Source organism: Brevibacterium oceani, from assembly GCF_013623835.1.
GTDB classification, from domain to species: Bacteria; Actinomycetota; Actinomycetes; order Actinomycetales; family Brevibacteriaceae; genus Brevibacterium; species Brevibacterium oceani.
In genome coordinates this window covers 190,311-202,863 of the sequence record NZ_JABKDE010000001.1, presented here as the reverse complement: position 1 = coordinate 202,863, position 12,553 = coordinate 190,311, and the positions used below count along the sequence as shown (strand labels likewise).

The following is a 12,553-nucleotide window of genomic DNA, read 5'->3' as shown; positions in this document are numbered from 1 at the left end:
ATCGCTGCTCCGCAGCCACTAAAGAGGTATGTGGCACAACCCACGGTCCCCACGCCTGAACCGCAGGCGGCTACGCAACCCGCGCAACTTGACGCCGCAAAGGCACAATCGAGCACCTTATTCGTTTTGCACGTAGGACCCACAGTGAGTTTAGTTGCACTGGTACACCCGCCGCACGGGTCAGATTTCTGAGCCGCTATCCCTTCCGGGAGCGGCTCCATGCGAACTCCATTCGAGCTGGCATCAACGAGCTCTGCTTCCCCCTCCTTGAAGTCGACCGCGTACCGTTCGGCTCGCACATCAGTTCCGCCATTACTGAAGTTGACGGAATACACCACGCCGACACTTTCAAGGGTAATTGCGAGAGTCTCGATTGGCTCCCCGTCTTGGTCTTCCCCTGACGACGCCTGCACTAGCGGGTCGCTGTCAGAGTATGACTGTATCTCGATACTTTCTGAGCCCAGCTGGTACTGAAATTCGGCCAGCTGAGATCGCGCCGACAAACTTCCGGCTCTCATCTTCGCAAGGGTCGTATCATCGGCGATATTGACAAAGTCAGCGCTGTCGATTGCCGTCTTCACCAATTCTCCGACACGCGACCGCGATGCGATCTTGCTGGGCTTAATGGCAGACGCCGAGGCAGGGCGTGCACCAGCAAAACTGGCTCTTCGCAATTGAGAGTGTAGATCTGTGATTCCAGGACACGGCGTGGCGCTGCCTGGATAGACGTCGAGGTCTTCCGATGATGGAAGTTCTCACACAGTCCATCCGAAAGACCTCGACGTGGCCAAGCCTACTTTCTCGACCCCTGACCTCACGACATTCTGCCGACTCGACACCCTCGACCTGACCTGTATTGGCCAGCACGTCACCGGACACAAAGCCATTCTGGAATGTTCGCCGAACACTGCAGATGACTGGTGCCGTCGGTGTGGTGGGCACGGGATCGTCCGCGATACCGTCGTCCGTCGTCTGGCCCACGAGCCTTTCGGCCACCGACCGACCACGCTTCACATTCGCCTCCGCCGCTACAAATGCGTCGAGTGCGGCTGTGTATGGCGTCAAGACACCACTGCTGCGACACCCCCACGAGCGAAGATCTCGCGCACCGGATTGGACTGGGCACTGCGCGCCCTCGTCATTGACCACGACACCGTGTCCGTGATCGCACGCAAACTCGCCGTGTCCTGGCACACCGCGAACTCCGCAATCCTCGCTGAAGGTCGCCGGCTGTTGATCAACGACCCGACCCGTTTCGACGGGGTCAGCGTCATTGGTGTCGACGAGCACGTATGGCGGCACACCAGGCGCGGTGACAAGTACGTCACCGTCATCATCGACCTCACCCCGATCAGTCAGGCAGCAGGCCCGGCGCGGTTGCTCGACATGGTGTCCGGACGGTCGAAGCAGGTGTTCAAGGAGTGGTTGAAAGCCCGTCCGAAAGACTGGCGTGATGGCATCGACGTCGTCGCGATGGACGGGTTCTCCGGGTTCAAGACAGCCTCGGTTGAGGAGCTGCCCGACGCTGTGGAAGTCATGGACCCCTTCCACGTCGTCAAGCTCGCCGGTGATGCTCTCGATGATGTTCGTCGTCGTGTTCAGCAGGCGACCACTGGTCACCGCGGCCGGGCGAAAGACCCGCTGTATCGGGCGAGGAGGACTCTGCACACCGGAGCTGATCTGCTTACAACAAAGCAACAGGAGAAGATCGCGGGCCTATTCGCTGATGCGAACTTCACCGAAGTCGAAGTCACCTGGGCTGTTTACCAAGACATTGTGAACGCCTACCGAACCGCCGACCGCAACGAGGGCAAGAAGCTCTTGAGAACGGTCATTGACGCCCTGACGACGAACCTGCCCACAGAGCTCATTGAGCTCAAACGGTTGGGACGGACCTTGAAGCGTCGAGCTACTGATATCCTCGCGTTCTTCACCCGACCGGGAACGTCCAATGGTCCGACTGAAGCGATCAATGGCAGGCTCGAACATCTACGGGGGTCAGCGTTGGGCTTCCGTAACATCACCCACTACATCGCCAGGTGCCTGCTCGAGTCCGGTGGCTTCAGACCGGTTCTACACTCTCATTTACGATGAGCCGCAAAACTACCTGCGGCGAGAATCCCGAAACTAGCGGCAATGCCTCCAGCCACTTGCGCGAACCCACGCCTAGACAACAGCCCAGCTTGACGGTCACGATTGCGCCCAGATCGCTCAATGCCAAGGATCTTTAATATTTGAAGTGAGCTTTCGAAACCAACTTCGCGCGCAACCAATGGTGCTATTCGCGCACCGGTCCACGCTCGCGGCTCACCTTGCACAACTTTCAGGAAAGTAGGCTTGTGCGGCATGTCTTCGCCGAACACTTGACGCCGGGCACGTAGCGCAAAGTCCGAGTCAAGCGGAAGTACTGCAAGCTTACCTTCCGTGGCTGCTTCTAAGTCTTGTGAGATCCGGGTGCATGTTGAACAATGTGCGTCGAAGAGCAACCAGGTGCCAGTTACTTCGTCGCCCAGCATTTGGCTGATTCCGGGCTCGCCTTCACCATATTGCTTTGAGAGCATGAGTTCCCTTGATCGCCGAAATCACTTGCACAACGCAACTTACCAAAATGGGAGAGCTCTGTCAGCAGGAACGGCTTCTCGCTTCTATACGCCGTATCATGGCGCTCTCTGCTGGGAGCCGAACGGGGGCGGGTCGTTCCCGCCGGGACGAACAATTGATTTGGGATGTACGACTAGAATCTCAGCGAACACACATGCGGAGCAGAAACCCGCTAGGGCAGCACGTTCCATACACCGTTGCGGATCACACATCTGAGCTGAAGACTAGCGCTTCCGATGCGGCAACGCGACCTGGTTTCTATCGCTCTGTCCCAGCCCTATTACGACGATTGACAATTCCAACCATCCGCCCCCGGAGTGACCTGGTGCCGATCCTAAACGCTAATAGTCGTTGCGAGAGCATTGCTGGCACGTGACCACTCGACGGAACTCATGGACCTTCGCGGTGACCGCTGGCCCCACCGTTGGGCGGCCCCACCGAGGGCGGGCACCACCGAAACCGGCGGCTGCGGCGGAGCGAGGCGACCCGCCCCGCCTACGTTCCACAGGGTGAAACGATCACGGCACGACCGCCTCGGCGGGCATAGCTTTGATCTTAGCGGAGGGACGATGTCGTTCTTCCCGGTCGAAACCCCACGGAAGGATCCCTGATGACCGCCACCGAGCCGATGCCCACGAACGAGAACAACCCGTCGATCCCCGGCCTGTTCGACCTGACCGGTCGCACTGCGGTCGTCGTCGGCGCCGGGTCCGGCCTCGGTCAGGCCAGCGCCATCGGTCTCGCCGATGCCGGAGCCCATGTCGTCGCCGCCGACCTCAACCTCGCCGGAGCCGAGGAGACCGCTGCGCTCATCGGCGACCGCGGCGCCGGATCCTCCGAAGCCGTCGCCGTCGACATCACGGACACTGATTCCGTCGACGCCCTCGTCGCGGCTCAGGCCGAGGCGCAGGTCCTCGTCGTCACCCCCGGGGCGAATGTGCGCAAGCGGCTGACTTCGACGACCGATGACGAGTTCGACAGGGTCATCGACATCAACCTCAAGGGCACCTACCGGCTGATGCGCGGCTTCGGCCGGGAGATGGCTGCTCGGGGCCGGGGTTCCATCGTCACCTACGCGTCGTTCAGGGCGCTGGCCATCGAACCCGGTCAGGGCCTGTACGCAGCGGCCAAGGCCGGGGTCGTGCAGCTGACGAAGACGCTTGCCAGTGAGCTCGGCGGGCAGGGTGTGCGGGTCAATGCGATCCTGCCCGGGCCGTTCGACACCCCGCTGACACAGCAGATCAAGGCCGACGAGACGTGGTGGAACGCGTACGCTGACAAGACTGCTCTGGGCCGTTGGGGTCGTCTCCACGAGATCGCCGGGCCCGTCCTCTTCCTCGCCTCGGACGCTTCGAGCTACATCACCGGGCACTCGCAGCTCGTCGACGGCGGGTGGATGGCCCAGGACGGCCGGTTCACCCCCGACGTGTGAGACGGGTGGTTCGGAGCCTGCCCGGCGGCTCAGCTGGGTGATTCGGAGGCTGACAGGCGGCGCAGCAGGGTGCGGCGCGGAGCCTGCCCGGCGGCGCGGTACGTGTGAGATCGGCGACGCGACGAGCGATCGATCCCCGTGATCGCGGGGAACCCGGCCGAGAAGATATACAGCATTATGCAAAAATATTCATATGACCGATTCTGATACGCCCTCCGCACACCCGACAGCCACCTCGGCGGGGGTGCTGCGCCAACTGGGACGACGCAAATCGATCGGCTCGATGGTCGCGGACGCACGGACCGACGCGGACGCACGGACCGACGCCGAGGCCCGGATCGACGCCGACGCCGAGGGAGCGGGCCGCCTGCGTCGGACGTTCGGCGTCTTCCAGTTGACGATGATCAGCGTCGGGGCCACCCTGGGCACGGGAATCCTCGTCATCCTCGGTGAGGCCGTCCCCGTCGCCGGGCCCGCGGTGTGGCTGGCGTTCGTCCTCGCCGGCGTCACCGCTCTGCTCTCGGCGGTCAGCTACGCCGAGATGGCCGGCATGGTGCCGGTGTCGGGATCGAGCTATTCGTACTCGTACGCGACCCTCGGTGAGGGTGTGGCCTGGGTCTGCGGCTGGTGCCTCGTCCTCGAATACGCGGTCTCGGTCGCCGCGGTCGCCGTCGGCGCCGCCGACTACGTCAATGAGACCCTGCGGGTGTTCGGGCTCGAACTGCCCGCCTCCCTGACCACCGGGCCCGGGGTGGCGGACAATCCGGGCGGGGTCATCAATGTCTCCGCCCTCGTCGTGGTGGCCCTGGCGACGGTGCTGCTCATGCGCGGGGCCAAGGAGTCCGGCATCGTCAACACGATCCTCGTGTTCGTCAAACTCGGGATCCTCGTGTTCTTCGCGATCGTCGCCTTCACCGCGTTCAGGGCCGGCAACTTCGCACCGATGCTGCCGATGGGCGCGGCCGGAGTCACCGCGGCCGCCTCGAGCGTGTTCTTCTCCTACATCGGCTTCGATGCGGCCTCGACGGCCGGCGAGGAGGCGAAGAACCCCCGCCGCGATCTGCCGCGGGCGATCATCCTCTCGATGCTCATCGTCACCTCGATGTACGTGCTCGTGGCCGTCGCCGCGATCGGGGCCAGGCAGTGGCAGTGGTTCTCCGGCGCAAAAGCCCCGCTCGTCCAGATCGTCGAGGAGATCACGGGTTCGAACCTCGCCGTCCTCCTCTTCGCGGTGGCTGCGGTGCTCGCGATCTTCTCCGTCGTCATCACCGTCCTCTACGGACAGTCGCGGATCCTGCTGACGATGGCCCGCGACGGCATGGTGCCGAAGGTCTTCGGCGTCGTCTCCCGGCGCACCGGCACTCCCCTGGCCGGCACCCTCATCGTCGGCGGACTCGTCGCGATCACTGCGGCACTCATCCCGCTCGGCGAGCTCGCCGACGCCACGAGCATCGGCACCCTGTTCGCGTTCTTCCTCGTCAACCTCGCCGTCATCTACCTGCGGGTGAAGCGTCCCGACCTCGAGCGGTCGTTCAAGGTGCCCTTCGGCCCGGTCATCCCGGCCCTCGGCGCGCTCGCGTGTGCGCTCCTCATGGTCAACCTCGGCGGGACGACCTGGGCCGTCTTCGGCGTGTGGATGGCCGTCGGCGCGCTCGTCTACTTCGCCTACAGCCGCCGCCACTCGGTCGTCGGTGCCATGGACGAATCGACCTACCGCACCACCCTCAACCCCTAATTGCTACCCGACGGCGGCCCAGCAACCTCGCGCGTGGTTGCTGGGCCGCCGTCGGGTAGCAAATGGGGCGTTCAGGCGCGGCGGGCTCTGGCCACCTCGTAGAGCGAGACGGCCGCGGCGATGCCGGCGTTGAGGGATTCGGTCGTCGCGGCGATCGGGATCGAGACGATCTGGTCGCACTTCTCCGAGATCAGTCGGGACAGTCCCTTGCCCTCGGAGCCGACGACGATGCACAGCGGGTCACGGGTGAAGCTCAGCTCGGGCAGCTCCACGTCGCCGTCCATGTCGAGGCCGACGACGAAGATGTTCTGCTTCTTCAGCTCGTCGATCGCCCGGGCCAGGTTGACCACCTGGGCGACGCGGATCCGTGAGGCGGCTCCGGCTGAGGTCTTCCACGCGGCTGCCGTCATCGAGGCGGCGCGCCGTTCCGGAATGATCACCCCGTGACCGCCGAAGGCCGCGGTCGAACGCACGATCGCGCCGAGATTGCGCGGATCGGTGATCCCGTCGAGCGCCACGAGCAGCGGGGTCTCGGCCCGATCGGCGGCGAAGTCGAGCAGATCGGAGGGGTCGGCGTATTCGTACGGCGGGACCTGCAGGGCGATGCCCTGGTGGATCGCGTCGTCGGTGAGCCGGTCGAGGTCGGGCTTGCTCGCCTCGAGCATCGAGATGCCGCGCTGCGTGGCCAGGGTGATCGACTCGCGGACGCGGTCGTCGGAGTCGATGCGACCGGAGACGTACATCGCGGTCGCCGGCACTCCCTCGCGCAGCGCCTCGAGCACCGAATTGCGCCCGGCGACCATGTTCGGGCCGAGCTCCTTCTTCTTCCGCTTCGCCTGCGCCGAGGCGTTGGCGGTCTTGCGGTTCTGCGCGGCTTTGTGTGCCTTGTGGTAGACGCGGTCCTCGGCCTTGGGTGTCGGGCCCTTGCCGCGCAGTCCGCGCTTGTTCTTACCGCCCGAGCCCTTGGTCGGGCCCTTCTTCGAACCGCCGGAGCGGGGAGTGGAAGCCATGTGATTCCTATCAGGTGCGTAGAGGCCGCGGGCGTGTGCCCGTGGCCGAGATTCGTGCGTACCTCAGCCCTCGCCGAGGTGGTAGCGGTACCCGTCGGCCGTGTCCTCGATGACGACGCCGGCCGCAGCGAGTTCGTCGCGGATCGCATCCGCGGTCGCGTAGTCCTTGTCCCGCTTGGCCTCGGCGCGTTTGTCCGCCAGGGTGGCGACGAGGGAGTCGAGTGCCGATTCCGCCTTCTCATCGGTGGCCGAGCCGGCCCAGACAGCAGCGCTGGGATTGACGCCGAGGATGTCGAGCATGAGTTCGACCTCGGCGACGATCCTCGTCAGACCCTCGGGATCGCCTCCCGCATCGAGCAGCTTCGCGCCCTCGGTGACCTGGGCGAAGACCACGGACAGGGCCCGCGGAATGCCGAGGTCGTCATCGAGGGCGGCGGCGAATTCGACGGGCACGTCGACCGTGCGAGTCGCATATCCGTCGCTGACATCCGGCAGGACCGGAACGCTCGCACCGAGTGACTGCCGAGCCCGCTGGAGGAAGTTCGACAGTCGTTCGAGCGAGGCCGCCGAGCGTTCCATGGCTTCCGGTGAGAAGTCGAGGATCGACCGGTAGCTCGCCCCGGTGAGGAAGTAGCGCAGGGCCAGCGGACTGAAGGACTCGAACAGGTCGGAGGCGAAGACGGAGTTGCCGAGCGACTTCGACATCTTGTCCCCGCCGACGTTGAGCAGTCCGGAGTGCATCCAGACGTTCGCGAAGCGGTCGCCGGCCGCCCGTGACTGGGCGAGTTCGTTCTCATGGTGGGGGAAGCGCAGGTCGAGTCCGCCGCCGTGGATGTCGAAGTTCGACCCCAGGTACTTCGTCGACATCGCCGAGCATTCGATGTGCCAGCCCGGACGACCCCGCCCCCAGGGTGAGGGCCAGGACGCGGTGATGGGTTCGGTCTCCTTGTGCGCCTTCCACAGCGCGAAGTCCCGAGCGTCCTTCTTCCCACGCAGTTCGGCGCCTTCGGCCAGCTCCATGTCCTCGAGCTTCTGGTTCGTCAGCTCGCCGTAGTCAGCCCACGAGGCGGCGTCGAAGTAGACGTCGGCGCTGCCGTCGAGAGCGGGATAGGCATGGCCTGCCTCGATGAGGCGCGAGATGAGTTCGATCATCTCGGTGATGTGCCCGGTCGCGCGAGGCTCACTGCTCGGAGGCAGCACGTCGAGTGCGTCGTAGGCATCGGTGAAGGCCCGCTCGTACTTGTAGGCGTGGGCGAACCACTCGCGGCCCTCTTCGACGGACTTCGACAGGATCTTGTCGTCGATGTCCGTGACGTTGCGGACCATCGTCACCGCATAGCCGCTGTAGAGCAGCCAGCGACGAAGGGTGTCGAAGACCGATGCCGAGCGCAGGTGACCGATGTGCGGTTCGCCCTGCACCGTGGCACCACAGACGTAGATCCCCACGTGTCCGTCGTTGACGGGACGCAGTTCTTCGGTCCTGCGGCTGGCGGTGTTATAGAGCGAGATAGTCACGTCCTCAAGTCTACCGGGCCGCACCGAACTTGCCGTCAGTCCGGTTTCGATACGGGACTGTTATGCACCTCACGTGATGCACCGCACATCGCACAGCGAATTCCCAGTAAAGTGGACGCAAGCACAGCAGACCGATGCGAGAGGCATTCTCGCATTCCGGACTCCGCGCGAGCCCGCCGGTCTCACAGACGAGACTGCGGGGGCTGAACTCGGTCTCGAATCCCCGCGACCGACCAAGAAAGGACACCATGTCTCCCAAGACATCACCCCAGAGGGAGGTCTTCGCCACCCGCGGCGCGTTCATCTTCGCTGCCATCGGCTCGGCGGTCGGCCTCGGCAACATCTGGCGCTTCCCCTACGTCACCTACGACAACGGCGGCGGCGCCTTCATCATCCCCTATCTCGTCGCACTGCTGACGGCGGGCATCCCGCTGCTGTTCTTCGACTACGCGATGGGCCACCGCTCACGCGGTTCGGCACCCCTGTCGTTCCGCATGGCCTCGAAGGTCGCCGAACCCATCGGCTGGTTCCAGACCGGGGTCGCCTTCGTCATCGGCATCTACTATGCGGCCATCATCGGCTGGGCCGGCTGCTATATGTTCTTCTCCCTCAATCAGGCATGGGGAGACGACGCCACCACGTTCTTCACCGGCGAATTCCTCAAGCTCTCCGACCCGGGAATCTCGATGGAGTTCGTCCCCGGCGTGCTCATCCCCGTCATCCTCGTCTGGGTCATCACCATCGGCATCCTGCTCATGGGCGTCCAGAACGGCATCGCCGGGTTCTCGAAGATCTTCATCCCGCTGCTCGTCGTCCTCTTCCTCGCTCTCGTCATCCGAGCCCTGTTCCTGCCGGGTGCGGCCGAGGGCCTCAATGCGCTGTTCACTCCTGACTTCGGAGCACTGACGGATCCGACGGTGTGGATCGCGGCCTATGGGCAGATCTTCTTCTCGCTGTCGATCGCATTCGGCATCATGATCACCTACGCCTCGTACCTGAAGAAGAAGACGAACCTCACCGGTTCGGGGCTCGTCGTCGGCTTCTCGAACTCCGCGTTCGAGATCCTCGCCGGCATCGGCGTCTTCGCAGCGCTCGGCTTCATGGCCGCGGCTCAGGGCACCCAGGTCTCCGAGGTCGCCGATTCCGGCATCGGGCTGGCGTTCATGGCCTTCCCGACGCTGATCTCCGAAATGCCCGGCGGCGGACTGTTCGGCTTCGCCTTCTTCGCCTGCCTCGTCTTCGCCGGGCTGACCTCGCTGATCTCGATCGTCCAAGTGCCGATCCAAGCACTGCGGGACAAGTTCCGCCTCGGCAACAAGACCTCGACCGTCCTCGTCGGCGGTGCCATGGCGGTCATCTCGATCCTGCTCATGCCCACCGTCACCGGCCTCTACGTCCTCGACACCGTCGACGCCTGGGCGAACAACATCGGCATCGTCGGTGCCGCTGTCGTGGCTCTCATCGTCGTCGGCTGGTTCGCCCGCAAGCTGCCGGTGCTGCGCGATCACCTCAATGCGATCTCGAGCTTCAAGGTCGGCTGGTTCTGGATGATCATCCTCGGCGGTGTCACCGCCCTGGTCCTCGCCTACATGCTCATCACGCAGATCATCACGTACACCACCGAGGGCTACGAGGACTATCCGACACTGCTCACCGGCGTCATGGGCTGGGGCATGATCGGGCTGCTGGTCGTGGCCTCGATCGTTCTCACACTCATCAGATGGCCGAAGCAGACGATCGACGAGGCGGAGGCGGCGATCGCCGATTCCGTGGCCGCAGAGAACCTCCGCAACGAAACCAAGGGAGTCTGACATGGGTACCTCAGCAATCGTCATGATGATCATCGCCATGGTCACCGTGTGGGGCGGCTTGGGCGCTGCGATCCTGCACCTGCGCAAGCATCCCGATGAGGAGACCGCCGAGTGAACTCACCCGGTGCCCCGGACGGCGATTCCGTCCGGTGATCCACACCGGGTGACCCTCGCCGAGGCGACCCCCACCGAGGCGGCCCGATGCACCATGCATCGGGCCGCCTTCGTCGTGCGTGCCCAGCTGGTCTTCGCAGTCCGCGGCAGGCCGCTCTCCTCACTCGGGTCCCGCTCACTCGGGCCCTCGCGTCTCACTCGCGAATCGCCGCTGGTCGACAGCCAGCGGCTTGGTTAAGGTGGGGCTGTGAGCTCCCCGACCAGGGGTGCACTCGGTCCACTTCGGGCGTCGGCTTCTGCGGATGTCCGCTGCCGAAGCCAGGACACCCGCGAAGGAAGACACAAAGGAGACGCAATGCCACAGACTGTCAAGGGCGTCATCTCCCGCAGCAGGGGAGCCCCGGTCGAACTCACCGACATCGTCATCCCGGATCCGGGACCGGGCGAGGTCATCGTCGATGTGAAGTCGTGCGGCGTCTGCCACACCGATTTCCACTACCGCGAAGGCGGCATCAGCGACGACTACCCGTTCCTGCTCGGCCACGAATCAGCCGGAGTCGTCTCCGAGGTCGGTGAGGGAGTCACCAACGTCGAGGTCGGAGACTTCGTCATCCTCAACTGGCGCGCCATCTGCGGCGAATGCCGTGCGTGCAAGCGCGGCGAGCCCTGGTACTGCTTCGCCACACACAATGCTTCGCAGAAGATGACCCTGCCCGACGGCACCGAGCTCGAGGCCGCACTCGGCATCGGCTCCTTCGCCGAGAAGACCCTCGTCGCCGCCGGCCAATGCACGAAGGTCCCCGAGTCCGATCCGGCCGTCGTCGGCCTGCTCGGCTGCGGAATGATGGCCGGCATCGGCGCCGCCATCAACACCGGTGAGGTCACCCGCGGCAAGACCGTGGCTGTCATCGGCGCCGGCGGCGTCGGCTGCGCAGCGATCGCCGGTTCGGCTCTGGCCGGCGCGGGAACGATCATTGCGCTCGACATCGACGAGAAGAAGCTCGAATGGGCAAAGGACCTCGGCGCCACGGCCACCGTGAGTACCAAGGGCATGAGCGAGGACGAGGTCGTCGCCGCGATCCAGGAGCGCACGGGCGGATTCGGCGCCGATGTCGTCATCGACGCCGTCGGACTTCCCGCGACCTGGCGGCAGGCCTTCTACGGCCGCGACCTCGCCGGCACCGTCGTCCTCGTCGGCGTGCCCACCCCGGAGATGGAGCTGACCGTGCCGCTGCTGGACGTGTTCGGCCGCGGCGGCAAGCTGAAGTCCTCGTGGTACGGCGACTGCCTGCCCGACCGGGACTTCCCGATGCTCGTCGACCTCTACCAGCAGGGACGATTCCCGCTGGAGAAGTTCGTCACCGAGCGCATCGGGCTCGGCGACGTCGAGGCGGCGTTCGAGAAGATGGGCCAGGGCAAGGTCCTGCGGTCGGTGGTGGAACTCTGATGACGTCCATCGACCATCTCGTCACCTCCGGGACGTTCTCCCTCGACGGGGAGACCCACAACGTGGACAACAATGTGTGGATCATCGGCGACGATTCCGAGGTCATCGTCATCGATCCCGCCCACGACATCGATGCCATCGCCGAGGCGGTCGGATCGAGAGAGGTCAAGGCCGTTCTGCTCACGCACGGTCACGATGACCATGTGGGAGTCGTCCGCGACTTCGCACAGCGGGTGGGCAATCCCACCGTCTACCTCAATCCCGATGACTATGTCCTGTGGGACATGACCTATGACAGCTACCGCCCCGACGGTCAGATCGCCGACGGCGATACGTGGACCGTCGGCGGTATCCGACTCAAGGCGCTGCACACTCCGGGCCACTCCCCCGGTTCGACGTGCTTCTTCGTCGAGACCGGCCTGCCCGCACCAGCCACGGCCGGTGCCGGTCGCGCGGTCGGTCCGGTGCTGTTCTCCGGTGACACGCTGTTCAACGGCGGTCCCGGCGCGACCGGTCGGTCGTACTCGAGCTTCGAGACGATCATCGAGTCGATCCGCGACGTGCTCTTCGAACTCCCCGAGGCGACTGTCGTGCTCACCGGGCACGGCGATGCGACCTCGATCGGGGCCGAGCGTCCGAGCCTCGAGGAGTGGATCAGGCGCGGGCACTGATCGTCCTGCCTGAACATCTCCACCCGACTCGCGGCCCCCGGTTCATAGCGAACCGGGGCCGCGTCGTTTTCGGTGGAGTTGCGGCGGCCGCTGACCTCCCTTTCAAGAGCACCCAGCATGCATCTTCTGCACTGCCGACGGCTACACTCGACGGGTGCCCGATTCACTCTCACAACAGCCCTCCGACGCGTCATCCGCCTCGGCTCGCGGCGCCTCC

At 64.7% G+C, this 12,553-nt stretch carries 11 protein-coding genes; 7 read left to right on the top strand and 4 right to left on the bottom strand.

The window, feature by feature from the left end:
• Positions 1–783 precede the first annotated feature (783 nt).
• Positions 784–2,094: an ISL3 family transposase gene (locus HK401_RS00885; protein ID WP_181272773.1), complete on the top strand. Its 1,311-nt coding sequence runs from the start codon at positions 784–786 to the stop codon at positions 2,092–2,094.
• Here the strand turns inward: HK401_RS00885 and HK401_RS00880 are convergent.
• Positions 2,082–2,561 carry a hypothetical protein gene (locus HK401_RS00880; RefSeq protein WP_181272772.1) on the bottom strand — a complete coding sequence of 160 codons (480 nt, stop codon included), beginning with the start codon at positions 2,559–2,561 and terminating at the stop codon, positions 2,082–2,084. The two genes, HK401_RS00885 and HK401_RS00880, sit on opposite strands and share 13 nt — an antisense overlap.
• Before the next feature lie 650 nt (positions 2,562–3,211).
• Here HK401_RS00880 and HK401_RS00875 point away from each other — a divergent pair.
• Positions 3,212–4,033 (top strand): SDR family NAD(P)-dependent oxidoreductase, encoded by an 822-nt coding sequence (locus tag HK401_RS00875; protein WP_258233898.1) that lies wholly within the window; start codon positions 3,212–3,214, stop codon positions 4,031–4,033.
• 29 nt (positions 4,034–4,062) lie between these two features.
• Here HK401_RS00875 and HK401_RS00870 read toward each other — a convergent pair whose 3' ends face one another.
• Positions 4,063–4,209, bottom strand: coding sequence for a hypothetical protein (locus HK401_RS00870; protein WP_181272771.1), 147 nt, complete (start codon positions 4,207–4,209; stop codon positions 4,063–4,065).
• Between the two features lie 17 nt (positions 4,210–4,226).
• Here HK401_RS00870 and HK401_RS00865 point away from each other — a divergent pair, with 17 nt between their 5' ends.
• Positions 4,227–5,768, top strand: coding sequence for an amino acid permease (locus tag HK401_RS00865; protein ID WP_181272770.1), 1,542 nt, complete (start codon positions 4,227–4,229; stop codon positions 5,766–5,768).
• A gap of 71 nt (positions 5,769–5,839) precedes the next feature.
• Here HK401_RS00865 and rlmB read toward each other — a convergent pair whose 3' ends face one another.
• Positions 5,840–6,778: a 23S rRNA (guanosine(2251)-2'-O)-methyltransferase RlmB gene (gene rlmB / locus HK401_RS00860; protein ID WP_181272769.1), complete on the bottom strand. Its 939-nt coding sequence runs from the start codon at positions 6,776–6,778 to the stop codon at positions 5,840–5,842.
• 63 nt (positions 6,779–6,841) lie between these two features.
• Entirely contained in the window at positions 6,842–8,293 is a 1,452-nt protein-coding gene (gene cysS / locus HK401_RS00855) for a cysteine--tRNA ligase (protein ID WP_181272768.1), read from the bottom strand.
• 248 nt (positions 8,294–8,541) lie between these two features.
• Between cysS and HK401_RS00850 the strand changes: the two genes are divergently transcribed.
• The 4 genes from HK401_RS00850 to HK401_RS00835 all read left to right on the top strand — a co-directional run bounded on the left by HK401_RS00850 (position 8,542) and on the right by HK401_RS00835 (position 12,336).
• Positions 8,542–10,104 carry a sodium-dependent transporter gene (locus HK401_RS00850; protein ID WP_181272767.1) on the top strand — a complete coding sequence of 521 codons (1,563 nt, stop codon included), beginning with the start codon at positions 8,542–8,544 and terminating at the stop codon, positions 10,102–10,104.
• 1 nt (position 10,105) lies between these two features.
• Positions 10,106–10,219: a methionine/alanine import family NSS transporter small subunit gene (locus tag HK401_RS00845; RefSeq protein WP_181272766.1), complete on the top strand. Its 114-nt coding sequence runs from the start codon at positions 10,106–10,108 to the stop codon at positions 10,217–10,219.
• A gap of 354 nt (positions 10,220–10,573) precedes the next feature.
• Positions 10,574–11,665 carry an S-(hydroxymethyl)mycothiol dehydrogenase gene (locus HK401_RS00840; protein WP_181272765.1) on the top strand — a complete coding sequence of 364 codons (1,092 nt, stop codon included), beginning with the start codon at positions 10,574–10,576 and terminating at the stop codon, positions 11,663–11,665.
• Positions 11,665–12,336: an MBL fold metallo-hydrolase gene (locus tag HK401_RS00835; protein ID WP_181272764.1), complete on the top strand. Its 672-nt coding sequence runs from the start codon at positions 11,665–11,667 to the stop codon at positions 12,334–12,336. The genes HK401_RS00840 and HK401_RS00835 overlap by 1 nt, the downstream gene beginning before the upstream one ends.
• Positions 12,337–12,553 lie beyond the last annotated feature (217 nt).

Excerpts from the sequence above, each read along its gene's own strand:
- HK401_RS00880 (WP_181272772.1), bottom strand. The coding sequence starts at position 2,561 with ATGCTCTCAAAGCAATATGGTGAAGGCGAGCCCGGAATCAGCCAAATG.
- HK401_RS00875 (WP_258233898.1), top strand. The coding sequence starts at position 3,212 with ATGACCGCCACCGAGCCGATGCCCACGAACGAGAACAACCCGTCGATC.
- HK401_RS00870 (WP_181272771.1), bottom strand. The coding sequence starts at position 4,209 with ATGCTGTATATCTTCTCGGCCGGGTTCCCCGCGATCACGGGGATCGAT.
- HK401_RS00865 (WP_181272770.1), top strand. The coding sequence starts at position 4,227 with ATGACCGATTCTGATACGCCCTCCGCACACCCGACAGCCACCTCGGCG.
- rlmB (WP_181272769.1), bottom strand. The coding sequence starts at position 6,778 with ATGGCTTCCACTCCCCGCTCCGGCGGTTCGAAGAAGGGCCCGACCAAG.
- HK401_RS00850 (WP_181272767.1), top strand. The coding sequence starts at position 8,542 with ATGTCTCCCAAGACATCACCCCAGAGGGAGGTCTTCGCCACCCGCGGC.
- HK401_RS00845 (WP_181272766.1), top strand. The coding sequence starts at position 10,106 with ATGGGTACCTCAGCAATCGTCATGATGATCATCGCCATGGTCACCGTG.
- HK401_RS00840 (WP_181272765.1), top strand. The coding sequence starts at position 10,574 with ATGCCACAGACTGTCAAGGGCGTCATCTCCCGCAGCAGGGGAGCCCCG.
- HK401_RS00835 (WP_181272764.1), top strand. The coding sequence starts at position 11,665 with ATGACGTCCATCGACCATCTCGTCACCTCCGGGACGTTCTCCCTCGAC.